This window comes from Kineothrix sp. MB12-C1, from assembly GCF_030863805.1.
GTDB lineage: Bacteria > Bacillota > Clostridia > Lachnospirales > Lachnospiraceae > Kineothrix.
Map to the genome: position 1 here is coordinate 3,539,425 of NZ_CP132957.1, position 20,001 is coordinate 3,559,425.

Annotated in this window: 15 protein-coding genes; 11 read left to right on the forward strand and 4 right to left on the reverse strand. The window is 39.9% G+C overall.

The features are described 5' to 3' along the window. Positions 1-15 precede the first annotated feature (15 nt). Entirely contained in the window at positions 16-378 is a 363-nt protein-coding gene (locus RBB56_RS16285) for a RidA family protein (RefSeq protein ID WP_306720014.1), read from the reverse strand. A gap of 226 nt (positions 379-604) precedes the next feature. On the opposite strand from RBB56_RS16285, the gene RBB56_RS16290 reads away from it, so the two are divergent. From RBB56_RS16290 to RBB56_RS16320, 7 genes are all read left to right on the forward strand, one after another. Beyond that, positions 605-1,282 (forward strand): amino acid ABC transporter permease, encoded by a 678-nt coding sequence (locus tag RBB56_RS16290; RefSeq protein ID WP_306720015.1) that lies wholly within the window; start codon positions 605-607, stop codon positions 1,280-1,282. After that, positions 1,245-1,922 (forward strand): amino acid ABC transporter permease, encoded by a 678-nt coding sequence (locus RBB56_RS16295; RefSeq protein WP_306720016.1) that lies wholly within the window; start codon positions 1,245-1,247, stop codon positions 1,920-1,922. Before RBB56_RS16290 ends, RBB56_RS16295 begins: the two co-directional genes overlap by 38 nt. Before the next feature lie 27 nt (positions 1,923-1,949). Continuing rightward, positions 1,950-2,702, forward strand: a complete 753-nt coding sequence (locus tag RBB56_RS16300; protein ID WP_306720017.1) for an amino acid ABC transporter ATP-binding protein — start codon at positions 1,950-1,952, stop codon at positions 2,700-2,702. Positions 2,703-2,739: 37 nt separating this feature from the next. Next, positions 2,740-3,672: a cysteine ABC transporter substrate-binding protein gene (locus RBB56_RS16305; RefSeq protein WP_306720018.1), complete on the forward strand. Its 933-nt coding sequence runs from the start codon at positions 2,740-2,742 to the stop codon at positions 3,670-3,672. A gap of 479 nt (positions 3,673-4,151) precedes the next feature. Then, complete coding sequence (locus RBB56_RS16310; RefSeq protein ID WP_306720019.1) at positions 4,152-4,973, forward strand: PRD domain-containing protein; 822 nt, start codon at positions 4,152-4,154, stop codon at positions 4,971-4,973. 78 nt (positions 4,974-5,051) lie between these two features. Beyond that, the gene (locus RBB56_RS16315; protein WP_306720020.1) at positions 5,052-6,446 is read left to right on the forward strand and encodes a PTS transporter subunit EIIC; all 1,395 of its coding nucleotides are present in this window, start codon (positions 5,052-5,054) and stop codon (positions 6,444-6,446) included. Between the two features lie 13 nt (positions 6,447-6,459). Further along, positions 6,460-7,908: a glycoside hydrolase family 1 protein gene (locus RBB56_RS16320; RefSeq protein WP_306720021.1), complete on the forward strand. Its 1,449-nt coding sequence runs from the start codon at positions 6,460-6,462 to the stop codon at positions 7,906-7,908. Between the two features lie 126 nt (positions 7,909-8,034). Here RBB56_RS16320 and RBB56_RS16325 read toward each other — a convergent pair whose 3' ends face one another. From RBB56_RS16325 to RBB56_RS16335, 3 genes are all read right to left on the reverse strand, one after another. After that, a complete protein-coding gene (locus tag RBB56_RS16325; RefSeq protein WP_306720022.1) occupies positions 8,035-9,030 on the reverse strand; it encodes a serine hydrolase domain-containing protein in 996 nt (331 codons plus the stop codon). Positions 9,031-9,045: 15 nt separating this feature from the next. Beyond that, on the reverse strand, positions 9,046-9,924 hold the full coding sequence (locus tag RBB56_RS16330) for a MerR family transcriptional regulator (RefSeq protein WP_306720023.1): 879 nt from the start codon (positions 9,922-9,924) through the stop codon (positions 9,046-9,048). Between the two features lie 315 nt (positions 9,925-10,239). Next, on the reverse strand, positions 10,240-14,475 hold the full coding sequence (locus tag RBB56_RS16335; protein WP_306720024.1) for a 2-hydroxyacyl-CoA dehydratase: 4,236 nt from the start codon (positions 14,473-14,475) through the stop codon (positions 10,240-10,242). Between the two features lie 328 nt (positions 14,476-14,803). Here RBB56_RS16335 and RBB56_RS16340 point away from each other — a divergent pair, with 328 nt between their 5' ends. Genes RBB56_RS16340 through RBB56_RS16355 form a run of 4 tightly spaced genes read left to right on the forward strand, consistent with a single transcriptional unit; the run spans position 14,804 to position 19,948 of the window. Continuing rightward, positions 14,804-15,670, forward strand: coding sequence for a hypothetical protein (locus RBB56_RS16340; RefSeq protein WP_306720025.1), 867 nt, complete (start codon positions 14,804-14,806; stop codon positions 15,668-15,670). 51 nt (positions 15,671-15,721) lie between these two features. Then, positions 15,722-16,543, forward strand: coding sequence for a sigma-70 domain-containing protein (locus tag RBB56_RS16345; protein WP_306720026.1), 822 nt, complete (start codon positions 15,722-15,724; stop codon positions 16,541-16,543). Next, positions 16,533-16,949 (forward strand): hypothetical protein, encoded by a 417-nt coding sequence (locus RBB56_RS16350; RefSeq protein ID WP_306720027.1) that lies wholly within the window; start codon positions 16,533-16,535, stop codon positions 16,947-16,949. The genes RBB56_RS16345 and RBB56_RS16350 overlap by 11 nt, the downstream gene beginning before the upstream one ends. Before the next feature lie 38 nt (positions 16,950-16,987). Beyond that, positions 16,988-19,948 carry an insulinase family protein gene (locus tag RBB56_RS16355; RefSeq protein ID WP_306720028.1) on the forward strand — a complete coding sequence of 987 codons (2,961 nt, stop codon included), beginning with the start codon at positions 16,988-16,990 and terminating at the stop codon, positions 19,946-19,948. Positions 19,949-20,001: the final 53 nt, after the last annotated feature.

Sequence of the window (20,001 nt, forward strand, 5' to 3'; positions counted from 1 at the left end):
CATATATTAGAAATTTCAAATACAATTAGGCTTATATGCAATTCCGTCCATTTGGCACAGGCAAGTTTCCCCGATGAATTCGGTCACCACTGTCATTCTGGCAGGCGCACCATTTTTAAAGTATTCCCTGAAGACATCAGCCCCCTTACGAAAATCAGCAACATTTTTGATATAGAAATTTAATTGAACAACATCGTCAAGCGTGGCTCCTGCTGTCTCCAATGTATGGGCCATACTTTCTATGGTGGATCTCGTCTGATATACGATATCATCGACCTCTTGTCCGCCGCCGTGATGTGCCAGAAAAATATAATCCCCTGCAATAACGCAAGATGAACAGGTGTCGTCGCCACAGTGCGTTGGCATTTTGATTGTCATTATCCTTCCCCCCTTAAAATATAAATCAGTATATATCTAACGTCTATTTATGATAAAAATCTTTTAATAAGAAAATTGTAACATACACGTAAAGATGTTTCTATGAAAATTGTAAATTTTTTAGAATAAGATTAATAGAATTAAAAAAATGATTGACAATATAAAATATCAATATTATACTATTCCTATAGAATTGATAGGAAATAAAACAAAAGGAGAACACTTAATGGATTGGGAATTTATAAACACCCATTTGCCCTTTTATGTGGAGGCTGCTTGGCTGACGATAAGAATTGCGGCAGTGGGTATTGTTTTGTCCTTTCTAATCGGACTTATCGTAAGCATTATAAAATATCTGAAGCTTCCGATACTGATACAGATTGCTGATTTTTATGTGGAGCTGTCCAGAAATACCCCTTTGCTTGTGCAACTCTTTTTCCTATATTTTGGCTTACCGAAAATAGGAATCGTCTTAAGTTCGGAAAGCTGTGCGATTATTGGTCTGGCGTTCTTAGGAGGCAGTTATATGGCAGAAGCCTTTCGCTCAGGACTTGAAAATGTGGAAAAAATACAAACGTTATCCGGCTTAAGCCTTGGATTTACGAAAAGTCAGATATTTCGCCATATCGTGCTTCCTCAGGCAGTGTCCACATCAGTTCCGCTATTTCTGGCTAATGTGATTTTCTTAATAAAAGAAACTTCGGTATTCAGTGTAGTAGCATTGGCGGATTTAATGTTCGTTGCAAAAGATTTAATCGGTATTTATTATAAAACGGATGAAGCTCTGTTGATGTTGGTATTGGCTTACCTTGTAATTTTACTTCCAATATCCATTGTCGCTTCTTATCTGGAAAGGAGAGTACGTTATGCAGGATTTGGGGATACAGGTACTATTTCAGGGTAGGAATTTCATTCGCCTTTGGGAGGGACTGTGGGTAACACTTCAAATTGCATTAATCGCGATGGTGTTTTCCGTACTGCTTGGACTTTTACTGGGAATCCTTATGACGACTCCAAGCAGAGTAATTCGTTTCGTAACGAGAACTTACTTAGAGATTGTTAGAATCATGCCGCAGCTCGTCTTACTCTTTCTCGCTTATTTCGGTGCGGCAAAGCATCTTGGAATTAATATATCAGGGGAAACTGCAGCCATTATCGTATTTACTTTTTGGGGAACTGCGGAAATGGGGGATTTGGTGCGTGGCGCCCTTTTAGCAACGCCGAAGCATCAATACGAGAGTTCCGGTGCTTTGGGGATGAATAAACGACAGATTTATCGGCATGTCATTCTGCCCCAGACGGTAAGACGCTTGCTTCCGCCGGCAGTAAATCTTTTGACCAGAATGATAAAGACAACATCTCTTGTAGTGCTTATCGGTGTGGTAGAGGTAGTAAAGGTTGGAAAGCAGATTATCGATGCTTCCCGATATGAAAGACCCGATGCGGCACTTTGGATTTATGGAGTCATATTCATTATGTACTTTATTGTTTGCTTCCCTTTTTCAAAACTGTCCTTATGGCTTGAGAAAAAATATAATAACTAATGGGAAGAAGAAAGGTATCGTAAAAATATGAATGAAGTTTTACAAGTAACACATTTAAAAAAATCATATGAAAAAAATGAGCCGGTATTAAAGGATATTAACTTCAAACTGCATAAGGGGGAAGTGGTTGTTATCGTAGGGCCTTCCGGCTGCGGAAAAAGTACCTTTTTAAGGTGTCTTAATTTATTAGAACCGATTGAAGAGGGCAGTATTGTATTGAACGGGATGCCGATTGACCGAAAGGATAAAAACGTTCATGAACATAGACAGAAAATAGGCATGGTATTTCAAAGCTACGAGTTATTCCCGCATTTAAGCATTATGGATAATATATTACTGGCTCCTACAAAAGTACAGAAAAGAGATCGAAAAGAGTCGCAAAAGGAGGCGGAAGAGCTGTTGGAACGAGTTGGGCTTTTGGATAAGAAGGACGCTTATCCAAGACAATTATCCGGCGGACAGAAACAGCGTGTTGCTATCGTACGCGCTCTCATTATGCATCCGGAGGTGCTCTTGCTGGATGAGATTACGGCAGCACTGGATCCGGAGATGGTCAGAGAAGTGCTTCAAGTTGTACTTAAGTTAGCCAAAGACGGAATGACGATGGCGATTGTCACTCATGAAATGGAATTTGCTAAAGCAGTAGCAGACCGAGTTATCTTTATGGATGAAGGAGTTATCGTGGAAGAAGAAACCACGAAGGAGTTTTTCTCCTATCCGAAATCGGAGCGAGCAAAACAGTTTCTAAATACGTTTCATTATGAAGCATTGGAAATCTAATGAACGTTGGAAATATAAAAAAATGGAGGAGAGAATTATGAAGAAAAAATTATTAACAGCATTACTGGCAACCGGTTTACTTGTAGGAGTTTTAGCTGGCTGCGGACAAAAACAGGTAGAATCTACAGTCGCAGAGACGGAAACTACACAGGAAGCAGAGACGACAGATACCGCAGCAGAGGATGAAAAAGCAGCATCTGCGACAGCACAGGCAAGGACTCTCGAGGACATTAAAGCGGATGGAAAATTGGTAATCGGTGTATTCAGCGATAAGAACCCCTTCGGCTATGTAGATGCTAACGGAGATGTACAGGGCTATGACGTATATTTCGCAAAACGTCTGGCACAAGACTTATTGGGAAGTGAAGATGCGGTAGAATTCGTATTTGTGGAAGCTGCCAGCCGCGTGGAATACTTAAAGTCCGCAAAGGTGGATATTATTCTGGCTAACTTTACAGTGACTGAGGAACGCAGTGAGCAGGTAGATTTCGCACTGCCTTATATGAAGGTAGCTCTTGGTGTTGTTTCTCCTGAAAGTGCCCTGATTACTGATGTGGAAGGGTTAAATGGAAAGACTCTTATCGTGGTAAAGGGAACGACGGCAGAAACTTATTTCCAGGATAATCATCCGGAAGTTACATTGCTTAAGTTCGACGAATACCAGGAAGCATATGATGCGTTGGCAGATGGAAGAGGAGATGCATTCTCTACGGATAATACAGAAGTATTGGCTTGGGCAATACAGAACAAAGGATTTGCAGTAGGTATTGAGTCCATCGGTAACCTGGACACAATTGCGCCAGCAGTACAAAAAGGAAATACAGAACTTCTCGATTGGATTAATGAGGAAATTAAGGCTCTGGGAGAAGAACAGTTCTTCCATGCTAATTTTGAAGAGACATTAAAACCTGTTTACGGGGATAATGTGGAGGCGGATAACCTTGTAGTAGAAGGCGGAATTGTAGAGTAGTTAAAGGAATTGTATAGTGTCCTTTTAGGTTAGTGGTGTTTATCACGTTGTAAGTTGTGAAGAAATAGTAGGTGATTATAATTCTAACAGCAGCATGTGTTAGGTATAAATTGAAACTATTGACTCTTTGTATATATTTATTGTTTTTCTGAATAAAAAGTTGTGCAATTTTAATTTGTTTTATATTTTCCTATCATATTTTATTTATAAAATGCTTTTTATAATGATGGATTTTCAATATTTTTGATATTTTTCTACAAAAACTATTGACAATTGTAAGATCAATCATTATTATGAATGTAAATTAGGTTTGTTACTCAAGGTTCTTCGAGGCTTGTCCTAAAACGATTGCAGTTTTGCAATGTTTTGGCTTGCTTTGGAGGACTTTTTTTATTTGAAAATATTATATTTAACTTTTTAATGATGTTAGGCGGAATGGTTTTGCGATAAAGATTTATATAAGAAAGGGTCATTACTATATGAAGATAATTAAAAATATAAATAATAATATCTCTCTATGTCTAGATAGTAATGGCAGAGAGGTCATCGCATTCGGAAAAGGGATTGGATTCATTAAGCCTCCATGTGAAGTACCATTGAACAAAATTGAGAGAACCTTTTATAACATTAAAGAATTTGGTTATGATGCTATAAAAGATATTCCATCCTCCGTTATTAAAGCTGCAATGCGTATTGTAGACGGGGTAGAAAGGGAACTGAATGTAACCTTAATGTCAACAGCAACTCTAGCTCTGGCTGATCACATTAATTTCGCGATTCAGAGAATGAATGAGCATATTGTATTGGATTTACCTATACAAGAAGACATTAAGCAAATCTATCCCGATGAAATGAAACAAGCCTATAAAGCATTGACAATTATTGAAGAGGAAACCGGAGTCACTCTTGACAGAAACGAAGTAGGAACCATAGCACTCCATTTTATTAACAATCAAATTGATGGTAAGGAAAATAACAAGGTTATTAGTAAAGACATTCTTAAAGAAAGCATTGCCCTCATTGAAAAGGAATTTGATATCTCAATTAATGTGGAAAGTTTTAATTACTCTCGCTTTGCGACACATGTGGATTATTTATTAACAAGACTCTTAAAGAATAATCAAATTAAAAGTGTAAATATAAGTATGTATGAAACACTTAAACTACAGTATCCTAACACGTATTGCTGTGTAGCAGACATAAACACTTTATTTAAAGAGAAATTAAATATAGCGTTAAGTGATGAAGAAAAATTATATCTTATCTTACATATAAATCGTCTGTGCTCGAGAGAGAAATAGTACCAAAGTCAGGGAATTCAGTGTAATAGGTGGCCAATATTATGCTATCCAAATAAAAATCTATAGAGGGAGAAATCGATGAAAAAAAATTATGAGATTCTTGCAAGCCAAATATTAGAAAGAATCGGTGGAAGTGATAACGTCGTGAATGTGATGCACTGTTATACTCGATTAAGAATTAATTTTAAGGATAGCGGACTTGCGAAATTAGAAGAGTTAAAAAAACTGGACGTAATTGGAGCACAATTTGCCGGTGAACAATTACAAATCATCATTGGTAACGATGTTAAAGAGTTATATGATGAGTTTATCAAAATATCGGGAATAAAAGGAGAAAGCATTATTGAAGAAAGATTAGATAAGAATCCTTCAAAGAAAAAGTATACCGTTAAAAGTGTGTTAGCCGCTGTTGTAGATGGTATTGTCAGTTGTATGGTTCCTATTTTACCAATGCTTATTGCTTCAGGTATTCTCAAAGCAATTGTCCTACTCATGCAACAATTTGGTTTAATAGGCATTGATTCACCAACAGCCATTACATTATCTTTTGTTGCTGATGCGGCATTCTACTTTATGCCTGTTATTATTGGTATTTTTGCAGCACGAAAATTTGGGGCTAATATGGCACTCGGAGGTATGATGGGGGCTGCATTAATTTCCCCGACATTTGTCTCATTAGTAGGTGAAGGAACTGAACTCAGTATCTTTGGTTTGCCGATTTACTCTACAGGTTATAGCAGTTCAGTAGTTCCAATTATCTTATCGGTCTGGGTGATGAGTTATGTAGAAAAATTCATTTCAAAGCACTCACCTAAATCTTTACGTACATTACTTGAACCGGTATTGACAGTTTTAATTATGACACCATTGACATTGGTATTGCTAGCTCCGCTAGGTGCCATGTTCTCGGTCGGATTTGCAAATGTATTATCTTGGTTCTATGCTACCTTTGGTGTTATTGCAATCGCGGTATTCTGTGCTATTATTCCTTGGGTTGTTATGTTTGGGATGCACGTGGCTACTGTTCCAATTTCAATTGCTTCAATTGCCGCCACAGGTACGGATAAATTAATGATGCCGGCATTCTTGATTTCTAACTTTACTCAAGGTGCTGCTTGTTTAGCGGTAGGCATTAAAACGAAAACTGTTGATTTGAAATCATTGGCCTTCTCTAGTGCTTTCTCCAATATTGTTCCTGGTATTTCTGAGCCGGGCATGTATGGAGTTACGCTAAGGTACAAGACTCCAATGTGGGGTGCTATGATTGGAGCAGCCGCCGGTGGTTTATATTTTGGAATTACGGGTGTGAGTGCGTTCGCATTTTTGCCGCCCAATATCTTTGCTTTGGCAGGTTATGTTGGGACAGGAGCACAATCTAACAACTTACTCAATACTATTATTGGTATCTTAATAGGAATGGTTGTAGCTTTTATAGCGACAATGATTTTATACAAACCAAATGATAATGAATAGAAGGGAGAATATTATGTCAGAATTTCAAAAAGATTTTTTGTGGGGTGGAGCAACTTCATCTTCTCAATTCGAAGGCGGATATAATGAAGGGGGGCGTGGATTATCCCATATGGATTATATTCGGCGTGTCGAGAAATCCGATAAAGAAAAAGTCTTTCCCATCAATGTGACTCCGGAAATGTTTGAAGAACACAAACAAAAAGAAGATGAGTATAACTTTGCATTTAGGAGAGGCAGCGATTTCTATCATCACTACAAGGAAGATATTGCTCTATTGGGAGAAATGGGATTTAAAACATTTCGAATGAGTATTGCATGGAGCCGGTTATTCCCAACAGGGTTAGAAGAGGAACCATGTGAGGACGGTGTTAAGTTCTATCACAATGTATTTAAAGAATGTCATAAGTACGGAATTGAACCACTTGTAACAATGATTCACTACGATATTCCGGTTTACTTGACTGAAACGCTTAATGGATGGGAAAGTCCAAAAGTAATCGACTATTTTGTTCATTATACTAAATTCCTGATTGATGAGTATAAAGATGAAGTTAAATACTGGATCACATTCAATGAAATTAATATGATTATGAACTCTTCATATTTAGGAGGAGGCTTATTCGTTGAGAAATCTGATAAACCAGAAGAAACGTGTATTCATCAAGCATTGCATCATCAACTGATTGCCAGTGCTTTAACGGTAAATTACTTCCGTGAGAAAGCACCAAAATGTCAAGTTGGAAATATGATTGCGAGATTACAAAACTATCCATATACATGTAAACCTGCAGATGTCTTGGCTACCCAGCAGCAGAACCAATTTAATTATTTTCCGACGGATATTCAAGTAAAGGGCTATTATCCTAATTCAATTCTAAATTACTATCGTAAAAAAGGAATTGAGATTGAATGGTATACAAATTATGAAGAGATTTTGAAAGAAGGAACGGTTGACTTTGCAGCTATTAGTTACTATCATACCGCCGCTATTAGTGCAGATCCTGACAAAGCCGAACCAATTGGAGCCTTTATCCGTAACTTAGAAAATCCATATATTGACATTACCGGTTGGGGATGGGGAATTGATCCTACGGGATTGAGAATTTCATTAAACGATATGAATGATCGTTATGGTATTCCGATTTTTATCGTAGAGAATGGCTTAGCTGCCCGCGATATCTTAACTGAAAACTTGGAAGTTCATGATACTTATCGAATAGACTATATGCGTGCTCACCTACAAGCAATCAAAGAAGCAATTGGTGATGGGTGTAGTGTTATGGGTTATACCTCTTGGGGATGCATTGATTTGGTAAGCTGTGGTGATTGTCAGATGACTAAACGTTATGGATTTATTTATGTTGATGCTGATGACGAAGGAAACGGTACATATAAACGTTATCGTAAAGATAGCTTCCATTGGTATAAGAAAGTTATCGAAACTAATGGACAAGAACTGTAAATAAGTGAAATATCTATAATCGATAAAGCCATGTAAGGGAATAAAGAATCTCTTACATGGCTTATATCATCTTATATCATAAACTAATGTTAATTTCTCATTGAGCTGAAGTTCTCCCATATATTATTAGGAATCACAATTATCGAATATCGGCTCAATATATTCTTTAATAAAGTCTATCCTATCCGTGACCCGTGGTGCAAAAAGTGAGGTGATAGAAACTACCATTTTTTTCTTTGTATTAAAATAAATTACATTTCCCCCATCTCCCATAGCAGCACAGGCATGTTCTTTATCATCAATAATCCACCATAAGTAACCAAATGAAAGATTGGCTTCTTCCCATCGGCTATGTACCATTGTACTCTCATCGATCCATTGAGTTGACACAAGTTGTTTTCCATTCCACATTCCGCCATCTAAGTATAATTGACCGATCTTTGCCATATCGGTAGGAGAAAGGGTAAGCCCCCAACCGCCTGCATTTACTCCTTTTGGATCAACGACCCAGCCGCTGATATTTTTAGCTTTATTAAATTCACGCTGTTCCTTCGCACTATGAAGAACCACATTACTTTCCACAGTAATTCCCAACGGTGAAAATAAGTTCTCTGTTGCGAAATCAAGTACGGATTGCCCGGTTGCTTTTATGAGAATACCGGACAAAATATCCGGTCCTATGAGAGGAGTGTACCTAAAATCCCCTATCTTCCCGTTACCGCCCAATAAATTGAGTGTAAAATTTACCCAATCATTATTCGTGAAATACTTTATGTAAGCGTAGGGTGCAAACTTATATTTATACGGAGCTGTCATTGTCAGCAAATCTTTAAGTGTGATATTCTGTATTGTTTTTTCCTTTCTTTTCACTTTGTAAGTAGGAAAAAAGTCCAACACTTTCTGATTAATATTTTTGATGTACCCTTTGTCTATAGCGATTCCGATCAATATAGAAAGGATACTTTTTGATACGGAGTAAACGTGGATATGGCTAGTAGAAGAGCATTCATTAAAATAATTTTCATATAACTCTTTACCGTCCTTTAGGATCATGATACCTGCAATATTGCTGTAATCATTTTGTATTTTCTTTTCTAATTCCGCTATTTTTTCTTTATTCATATATTTCTCTCCACATCATTTATTGTTTTTCGGATAAACATTTGACAATTTCTTTTTAACAGGATAATAAATTTCGGTTATAAGTTCACTTTCTTTTGAAACTTGAGAAGGATCGGTTACATATACTTCATAAAGGGCATTATTACTTTCATAGCCCTCCTTTTCCGCCCACTCACGCTGTTTCGTGTAGACGGAAGATAGGGCAGAATAAGAACCGTATAGAATTGTTTTTAAGCATAAACCCGGATGAAAATCTCTTGTACCTTTGGCATATTCCATTATCGGAATCGCGAATTCAGTATCTAAACCAAACGGACTAAATTCTGCGCTGTGGAAAAGTACCATCGGCGGAGCGAGCATAGTTAATTTATCATCTGTAATTTTCCTGAATAATTTATGAAAGCAGTTACTGTACTCGTCAGCAAAATCGCATTCATGAACCATCTTCCGGATAGATAGAATACACATCGCCGGTACGTCCGCAAGTCGAACGTCGATGCTTTCCATATATGACATAATTGTCTTGCCTCGCTTTAAATTAGATATATCATTACTTAGCTGCTCTAAGGTTTTTTCAAATTCCTGTACTTGTTGTTCCATCTCCCTTTTCTTCTTGATAAGAGATAAATAAAGTTTTTCATCCTGTGAATCTTTTAAATCAAGTATTGCTTTAATTTCTTCCAAAGAGAAACTGTAAGCTTTTAGCCGGTTGATAAATAACATCGTCTCCAATTGCTGGATAGAATAATATCTATAACCACTTTCCGGGTTGACTTCACTAGGAAATATCAATCCGATTTCCTCATAATATCTAAGTGTTTTTGTGGATACGGCACATATTTTTGAAAACTCTCCAATAGATAACAAAAGAGCACCTCCGTTCTTTCTTTTCATTATGTATAATTCGTAACTGTTCGGTACCTTCACAATTACTTTAACTCTACTATACACTTTACCCTAAGGGCAAAGTCAACGACAATATGCTCATTTACAATGAAAATGAACTACTGTCGAAAAAGATAATAAAACAGATACCTTTAAAGGAAAAGTCAAAAGATGGATTTGTATTTATGGAAATATAAGCCGGGTAAGGAAATTTACTAGACTTCCCTGCCCGGCTTACATTATTTTTATAAAATACGGCCCTTTGCGCCCGGAATAAAAACTAATTCAGACACCACCAGCCCCCCTCAATGCAGTCTCACACTTTTATACTTCCACAGTAAGGTTCTTCTGTGCAGTAGATAACATCAACTTAATTCGATTCAACTGATTCACCTCGCTGGCTCCCGGATCGTAGTCGATGGCAACGATGTTAGAAAGAGGATATTGCTTTCTGAGTTCTTTAATAACACCTTTACCTACTACGTGGTTAGGGAGGCAGCCGAAGGGCTGTGTACATACGATGTTATTCACGCCGCTTTGAATCAGTTCTACCATTTCACCGGTCAGGAACCAACCTTCACCGGTCTGATTGCCGATGGATACGATTGGTTTCGCATAGTCCACAAGTTTGTAGATGCTGACCGGAGGATGGAAATGTTTACTCTTTTGCAGAGCGTGTCTTGCGGCAGAGCGCAGAAGCTCAATGCCGTCAATGCCGAGCCGTGAGACAAAAGCCGTTTTCTTGCTCATGCCGAGTTCTTGTGCCTTATATATCTGGTTGTAGAAACAGTAGAGCATGAAGTCCATCAAATCAGGAACTACAGCCTCGGCACCTTCGGATTCCAGAAGTTCGACGAGATGATTGTTAGCTGCCGGAGCGAATTTAACGAGAATCTCACCGACAATGCCAACCTTAGGTTTTGTCTCTTCTGTGATTGGAATTGCGTCGAAATCAGCCACGATCAGGCGGCACATTTTTCGGAACTTGAAATAGCTTAAATGTTTAGCGGATACGAACTCCTGACATTTTTTTAACCATTTACTATGTACCTCTTCTACAGAGCCGGGTGTCTTCTCATAAGGTCTCATACGGTAGATACAGCGCATGAAGATATCGCCGAAGATGGCACCATAGGCAGCACGCATAAGTAAATTCGCATTTAGCCGGAAGCCCGGATTGTGTTCGATTCCTCCCATGTTAAGAGAGATGACCGGGATTTGCTGCATGCCGGCTTTCTCCAAAGCGCGTCGGATGAAGCCCACATAGTTAGTGGCACGGCAACCGCCGCCGGTTTGGGACATTACGACTGCGACTTTGTTTAAATCGTATTTACCGGACTGGAGGGCATCCATAATCTGTCCCACTACGAGAAGCGAAGGGTAGCAGGCGTCGTTATTTACATATTTCAGACCTACATCGACTGCACGTTTATTATCGTTCGCTAATACTTCAAAGCGATAACCACAGGCGTTAAATGCAGATTCCAGGATTTCAAAATGAATCGGTGACATCTGTGGACAAAGAATGGTATAATCTTTGCGCATTTCTTCTGTGAATTCCACTTTATGTATCGCGGAGGACTGCACCTTTCGCGTTTGATTTTTGTTTTCTCTGACACGGATGGCGGAAAGCAGGGAGCGGATACGAATCCTGGCTGCTCCTAAGTTGTTAACCTCATCGATCTTTAAACAAGTATATATTTTTCCGGAGCCTGTCAGAATGTCATTTACCTGATCGGTAGTAACGGCATCCAGACCACAGCCGAAAGAATTAAGCTGAATTAAATCCAAATCATCCCTTGTTTTCACATAGCTTGCAGCAGCGTACAATCTGGAATGATACATCCACTGATCGGAAACGATAAGAGGGCGTTCAGGACTTTTCAAATGGGAAATGGAGTCCTCGGTAAGAACAGCAATACCATAAGAGGTAATCAGTTCCGGAATACCGTGATTAATTTCCGGGTCGATATGGTAAGGGCGCCCAGCCAAAACAATTCCATGTGTTCCGGTTTCCTCCAGATACTGAAGGGTTTCCTCTCCCTTTTTCATCATATCCAGCCTTGCCTGATCAAGTTCTTCCCATGCCTCTTGTGCAGCGATCAGAATTTCCTCTGCGGGAATTTCGGTGAATTCTTTAATTAATGACTCGGATATCGTCTTAATATCGCGGAAGGACATGAAAGGGTTACGCAAAATAGCTTCTTCGCGTCCGATTTCTTCCATATTATTTTTTATATTCTCCGGATAAGAGGTGACGATCGGACAGTTGTAATGATTGTTTGCCTCTTCGAATTCGTTGCGTTCATAAAACAGGGAAGGATAGAAGATAAAGTCCACACCCTTTTGAATGAGCCAGCTCACATGACCGTGTACGAGCTTGGCGGGATAGCATTCGGATTCGCTCGGAATGGATTCGATACCGAGAGAGTAAATATTATGGTTGGACAGGGGAGATAATACCACCTGATACCCAAGCTTTGTAAAAAAGGTGTGCCAGAACGGATAGTTCTCATACATGTTGAGTACGCGGGGAATTCCTACCCGGCCTCTTTTCGCTTCATCGGCAGGAAGAGGTTCATATCCGAAGATTCTTTTCAACTTATAATCGAAAAGATTTGGGATTCCATTTTCATTTTTTGCTTTTCCCAGTCCCCGTTCACATCGGTTGCCGGAAATATATTGTCTGCCTCCGCTGAATTTATTAACGGTGAGGCGGCAGTTATTCGTACAGCCCTTGCATTTTGCCATATTAGTCTGGAATTGAAGCGCATTGATCTGATCGATGGAGAGCATTGTGGAGTCATACTCCTCGCTGTAACGTTCGCGCGCGATAAGAGCAGCTCCGAATGCCCCCATAATTCCGGCAATATCCGGACGAATGGCTTCGCAGTCCGCAATTTTCTCAAAGCTTCTTAAGACAGCATCGTTATAGAAAGTACCGCCTTGTACGACAATATGCTTACCGAGCTCAGAGGCGTCGGATACTTTGATTACTTTAAACAGAGCATTTTTCACAACGGAATAAGCAAGGCCGGCAGAGATATCGGAGACCTTCGCTCCTTCCTTCTGGGCCTGTTTTACCTTGGAATTCATAAATACCGTACAGCGGGTACCCAAGTCGATCGGATGCTCAGCGAATAAGGCGGCCTTGGCGAAATCCTCCACGCTATAATTTAGAGATTTGGCGAAGGTCTCAATAAAGGAGCCGCAACCTGCTGAACAAGCTTCATTTAACTGTACGCTGTCAACGGTTTGATTTTTGATCTTAATGCATTTCATATCCTGCCCGCCGATATCGAGGATACAATCCACGGAAGGATCGAAGAAGGCGGCGGCATAATAGTGAGCCACTGTCTCCACCTCACCGTCATCCAGTAAAAAGGCAGCTTTCATTAAGGCTTCTCCGTAACCTGTGGAACAGGAACGAACGATATGTACATCTTCCGGGAGAAGAGAATAAATTTCCTTAATGGAACGTATGGCTGTATTTAGAGGGCTTCCATCGTTGCTGCTATAGAAAGAATAAAGCAGGGAGCCGTCTTCAGCCACCAAAGCGACTTTTGTAGTGGTACTTCCGGCATCGACACCAAGGAAGCAGTTGCCGCGATAGGAAGCCAGATCCGCAGTACCCACATGGTGTGTGGAGTGACGTTTGCTGAATGCGGCATAATCCTCTTCATCGGTAAATAATGGTTCCATACGTTCCACTTCAAAATCCATCTTAATATCGGAAGAGAGTTTTTCCACCATGACTGCCATGGAATAGGATACGTCTTGCTTCGCATTTAAAGCGGAGCCTATCGCTGCGAAAAGATGAGAATGTTCCGTATCGATAATATGTTCATCATCCAGCTTTAAAGTGCGGATAAAAGCCTCTTTTAATTCGGATAGGAAGTACAGCGGACCGCCCAGAAAGGCCACGTGCCCACGAATCGGCTTGCCGCAGGCAAGACCGGAAATTGTCTGATTTACCACCGCCTGGAAGATGGAGGCGGAAAGGTCTTCCTTCGTTGCCCCTTCATTGATAAGTGGCTGAATGTCGGACTTGGCGAAGACACCGCATCTTGCTGCAATCGTATATAGGGAGTTGTAATTCTTTGCATATTCGTTAAGACCGGAGGCGTCTGTCTGAAGGAGGGAGGCCATCTGATCGATAAAGGAGCCAGTTCCCCCGGCGCAGATACCGTTCATGCGCTGTTCTACGTTACCGCCTTCAAAATAAATAATTTTCGCGTCCTCACCGCCAAGTTCTATGGCAACATCCGTCCTGGGAGCCAGTTCCTGTAATGTGGTGGAGACTGCGATAACTTCCTGGACGAAGGGGACTTTCAAATGGTTAGCAAGAGTGAGTCCGCCTGAGCCTGTAATCATTGGATGAAGCTCTATATTGCCGAGTTTATCGTAAGCTTTCTGTAAAAGGCCTGCTAAAGATTCTTTAATATTAGCAAAATGCCGTTCATAGTCAGAAAATAAAATTTCATGTGTATCGTTCAAGATGGCAATTTTGACCGTAGTGGAACCGATGTCTATGCCAAGCGTATATTGTAATTTGCTCATAATATCGCCCTTTCTATGACTTGTATTACTGGTTCATAATTTATACTGCATATAAAATTTATACTGCATATTAATAGGAAATAACTCCCGAATACGTCAAACCATTATACGACAGACAATCATAAAATGCAATTAGCATGAACTAACATTTTGCTAAGAAAGTATTTTTGCTTAAAAAGTTAATAATGAATATAGAAATGTAAAATTTTTATTAATACAATGAAACCTTCCGTACTTTATTTACTTTTAAATGAGGGAATGTTAGAATGTATTCGTATGTTTGATAATATAATCTTTAAATCTGGGAAAACAAAGGAGTCTTTGAAACATGAGTAATTTTGAGAAAAAATTTGGAAAATATGCGATTAGAAATATATCTCTGATGCTGATTATGTGCTATGCGGTAGGGTATTTGATCAATCTGGTCAACCCTATGTTTTTATCCTATTTAACGCTTAATCCGTATGAAATTTTACACGGACAGATATGGCGTGTGATCACATGGATTATTGTTCCGCCGGATACTTCCAATTTCTTCTTTGTATTGATTATGCTTTATTTTTATTATTCTATCGGTACAACACTTGAGAGAACATGGGGAACTTACCGATATAATATTTACTTATTGTCAGGAATGCTCTTTACAGTCATCGGCAGCTTTTTATTGATGACTTATTGCTATATATTCAATGGTGATATGATAGCGGCATATGGTGCCCGGGATTTTTTTAGAATTATTTCCATGTTTTTTAGCACTTATTTTGTTAATATGTCTATTTTCCTCGCTTTTGCAGCTACTTTTCCCGATGCTCAGGTACTTCTTATGTTCATCATCCCGGTTCGCATTAAATGGCTGGGGATTATATATGGGGTTATATTAGGTATTCAATTTTTATCGGGGAACGTTTATACCCGGTTTGCGATGGGAGCTTCCTTACTAAACTTCTTCTTATTCTGGTTCACATCGAGAAATCGCATCCATATGTCGCCCAGACAGATGAAGCGGCGCCAGGAGTTTAAGAAAGAAGTGAAAAGAACTACAGCAATTACTAAGCATAAATGCGCGATTTGCGGCAGAACAGAGATGGACAGCCCGGAGCTGGAATTCCGATTTTGCTCGAAATGCGATGGGAATTATGAATATTGTCAGGAGCATTTATTTACCCATGAGCATGTGAAGATTTATGATAATTAGAATAGATAAGTAATGATAACTGTTAGTTATAGGAAATGTGAGGGCTTGAATTTGGATAGAAATTTTGAAGAAGATTTTAATAAATCAGATCGATCAGAGCAGACGGAGGAAGCGGATAGGAATAAAGAAATTTTATTTGCACGGGCTCTGGAGGATGTGAAGAGAATCGGGAAGGAGCAAGGAAATTATATTTCGAAAGAGCAGTTAGATGAGGCGTTTGGAGATCTGGATTTGTCTTCAGAGCACATGGAGCTTGTAACCGATTATTTGAAGAAGCAAAAAATTGGAATTGGTGAACCGATAGACGTTGATGACTATTTGACGAGGGAAGAAGCCGATTATCTAAGGGAGTATTTAGAAGAATTAACTCTTTTGGGCGAGGTATCACGGGGAGAGCGCGAAGCGATTATTCTTTCGGCGATGGCTGGTGATGCGACGGCGCAGATGAGGTTGACGGAGATTTTTTTATTGGAAGTTGTGGAAATTGCTAAGCTTTACAGCGGCCAGGGTGTATATTTGGAGGATTTAATCGGGGAAGGTAATCTGGCGATCGCCTCAGGAGTGTCTATGCTCGGCTGTGTGGAACATGTGACAGAAGCCGAAGGTTTTCTGGGTAAGATGATTATGGATGCCATGGAAGAGTATATCGCGGACAGCTTAAGGGATAGGCAGACCGACGAGAAGATGGCAGAACAGGTGAACAAGGTGGCTGAGCAGGCGAAGCAGCTTGCAGAAGCTTTACAAAAGAAGGTAACACCGCAAGAGCTCGCACAGGAGACGAAGTTGTCGGTAGACGATATACTGGAAGCGGTGCGTATAAGCGGAGATAATATCGAATATATCGAAAAAGGACGAGATGAGGATGCAGAATAAAGACTTTAAATATATTCTACAGGATACAGGATCCATCTATATAGGAGCACGCTATAGCTACGAGGAACTGATGCATCAGGAACTGCTCCCATTCAAATTGAAAACGATTTTAATGCAGTATATCTTAAAGGAAGCAGATGCATCGATTATTTTGGAGGATCATTTTACATCTATGACATCGGATAGTTTCGCATATGGTGTCTATAAGGAGTTAAAAGTGAAGATAAAGGTGAGTATGCCGGAGGAAAAAAAGAGCTTTACCGGAAAAATAAAATACCGTTATGTGGATAAAATATATCCTTTAGAGGGATTTGCACAGATAGATTCTAAGGAGAAGGCAGAAATGGGAATGATCGTAAGAGAAATCATATATTCCAAGATCGGCCTCCTGTCGTTTGCCGTATAAATAAGAAAAAAATATAAAGTAAAGGAAGAGGATGCAGAATGGAAAGTAAAGAAGCGTTGAAAACAAGTATAGAAGGTTTGAAAAATTATGAAGTAATAGAAGCCAGAAAGGTAAATGATTTAAATTCCGTCGGTATGATTCTGCGTCATAGGAAGACGGGAGCGAAAATCACACTTTTATCCAATGATGATGATAACAAAGTGTTTTACATTGGATTTCGCACCCCGCCCGCAGACAGCACCGGAGTGGCGCATATTATCGAGCATAGTGTTCTGTGCGGTTCGAAAAACTTCCCGGCAAAAGACCCCTTCGTAGAACTGGTAAAAGGGTCGCTTAATACCTTCTTAAATGCGATGACTTATCCTGATAAGACAGTGTATCCGGTAGCGAGTTGTAATGATAAGGATTTCCAGAATCTGATTCATGTGTATTTGGATGCAGTATTTTATCCGAATATTTACAAAGAAGAGAAGATATTCAGGCAGGAAGGCTGGCATTACGAACTTCAAAATGCAGAGGATGAGCTTACTTTAAATGGTGTTGTTTATAATGAGATGAAAGGTGCATTTTCTTCTCCGGATGATGTGCTGGATAGAGAAGTATTGAATTCCCTTTTTCCGGATACGGCTTATGGCACGGAATCAGGCGGTGACCCGGATGTAATCCCGAGCCTTACTTATGAAGAGTTTCTTGATTTCCACAGAAGATATTATCATCCTTCCAATAGCTATATTTATTTATATGGCAATATGAATATGGCGGAAAAATTACAATTTATCGATGAACAATATCTTTCTTCTTTTGATGCCCTTTCTATTAATTCGGAGGTTGAGAAGCAGGAAGCTTTCGATGCCCCCAAGGAGATTTATAGGGAATATTCCATTATGGAAGGGGAGGCGGAGGAAGAGAATACCTACCTCACTTATAATACAGCAATCGGGGATAATCTTGACCGTAAGCTTTATGTGGCTTTTCAGGTGCTCGACTATGCGCTATGTTCTGCACCGGGCGCCCCCCTTAAGCAAGCGCTGACGGATAAGGGAATTGGAAAAGAGATTTACAGCAGCTATGATAATGGTATTATGCAGCCTTATTTCTCCATTGTTTCGAAAAGTACGGATATTTCCAAAAAGGAAGAGTTCGTTCGCACGATAGAGGAAGTGCTTGCAAGACAGGCGGAAGAAGGAATCGATAAAAAGGCTCTGGCAGCCGGACTCAATTATTTTGAGTTCAAATATCGGGAATCCGATTTCGGTTCCTATCCGAAGGGCCTGATCCTCGGTCTGCAGGTACTCGATAGCTGGCTCTACGATGAAGGGAAACCATTTATTCATGTGGAAGCAAACGATACCTTTGCAGCACTGAAAAAAGATGCGGAAGGAAGATATTATGAAGAATTGATTAAAAAATATCTGTTAAGCAATTCTCATAAGAGTATCGTTGTACTTTCTCCGGCAAAAGGCTTAACGTCACAGAAGGATGCTGCATTGCATAAAGAATTGCAGGAATATAAGGCTACCTTAACCGAGGAAGAAATTGAAGCCATCGTTCGGGAAACGAAGGAGCTAGAGCTTTATCAAGAGGAAGCCAGCTCCAAAGAGGATTTGGAGAAGATTCCGCTTTTAACGAGAGAGGATATGAAGAAAGAGGCGGAGAATTTCGTGAACGAAGAGCGTCATGTGGATCATACATTAGTCCTGTTCCACGATATTTTCACTAATGGTATTGGATATACGAGGTTTGTTTTTGATATTAGCACAGTACCCTCTGAACTCTTCCCATATATTGGTATCTTAAAGCAAGTGCTCGGTATGGTGGATACTGAGAGTTATGGATATGGGGATCTATACCATGAGACGAATATAAAGACAGGCGGCATCGATATGGTAGTGAACACCTATATGAATGCACTGAATATGGAGGAGTATAAAGCAACTTTTGAAATTAAAGTAAAAGTATTATACGAGAATTTGAAGGAAGCCTTCCGTTTGGTGGAGGAAATTGCTCTTCATTCGAAATTTGAAGATACGAAACGTTTGTACGAAATTGTTGCTGAAATGAAGTCCAGGATGCAGGCTACTATGACATCTTCCGGTCATTCGCTGGCAGCGGTGAGAGCATTGTCCTATATTTCTAAAACAGCAGCGATAGCCGAGCAGATAAGCGGTATTCCCCAATATCGCCTGTTAGAAAGACTGGAGGCCGATTTTGAAGGTGAGAAGGATGATTTAGTAAAGAAACTGCAAAAGTTGACCACCTATATTTTCCGGCCGGAGAATCTTATGGTAGATTATACCGCATCCGAGAAGGAATACCCGGGTCTGGAAGATATGGTGAGGGAATTTAGAGATCATTTGTATACGTCACCTGTGGATATGCCGATATCCGGCGCGGTGAAATACGAGCCGGAGCTAAGAAAGAAGAATGAAGGATATCAGACTTCTTCTCAGATACAGTATGTATGCCGTGCCGGGAACTTTATTCACAAAGGGCTTCCGTATACCGGTTCCTTAAAGGTGCTTAAGGTAATGATGGGATATGATTACCTCTGGAATAGAGTTCGGGTTAAGGGTGGTGCTTATGGATGTATGTGTAACTTTGGCAAATCGGGGGACAGCTATTTCGTATCCTACCGTGATCCCAATCTGGAGAAGACTATTGAGATATATGAGAAAGCGGCAGATTATCTGAGTGCTTTTGATGCTGATGAAAGAACCATTACACAGTTTATTATAGGAGCTATCAGCGACCTGGATGTGCCTATGACTCCGGCCACAAAGGGAGCTTATTCCTTAAGCGGATACATGACTAACTTATCGTTTGAAAAAGTGCAGCAGGAAAGAGATGAACTGCTCGCAACGACGGTTGAGACGATCAGAGAACTGGCAGGTCATGTTAGGGCATTTATGGAGGAAGATTGCCTCTGCGTCGTCGGCAATGAAGAGAAGATAAAAGAGAACGAAGCGATGTTCATGAGCATTGAGCCGCTTTTTCATTAATAGGAAAACCCTTCTATTAATGAATCGTGGATGCGCAGCTACGCGCGCCAAGC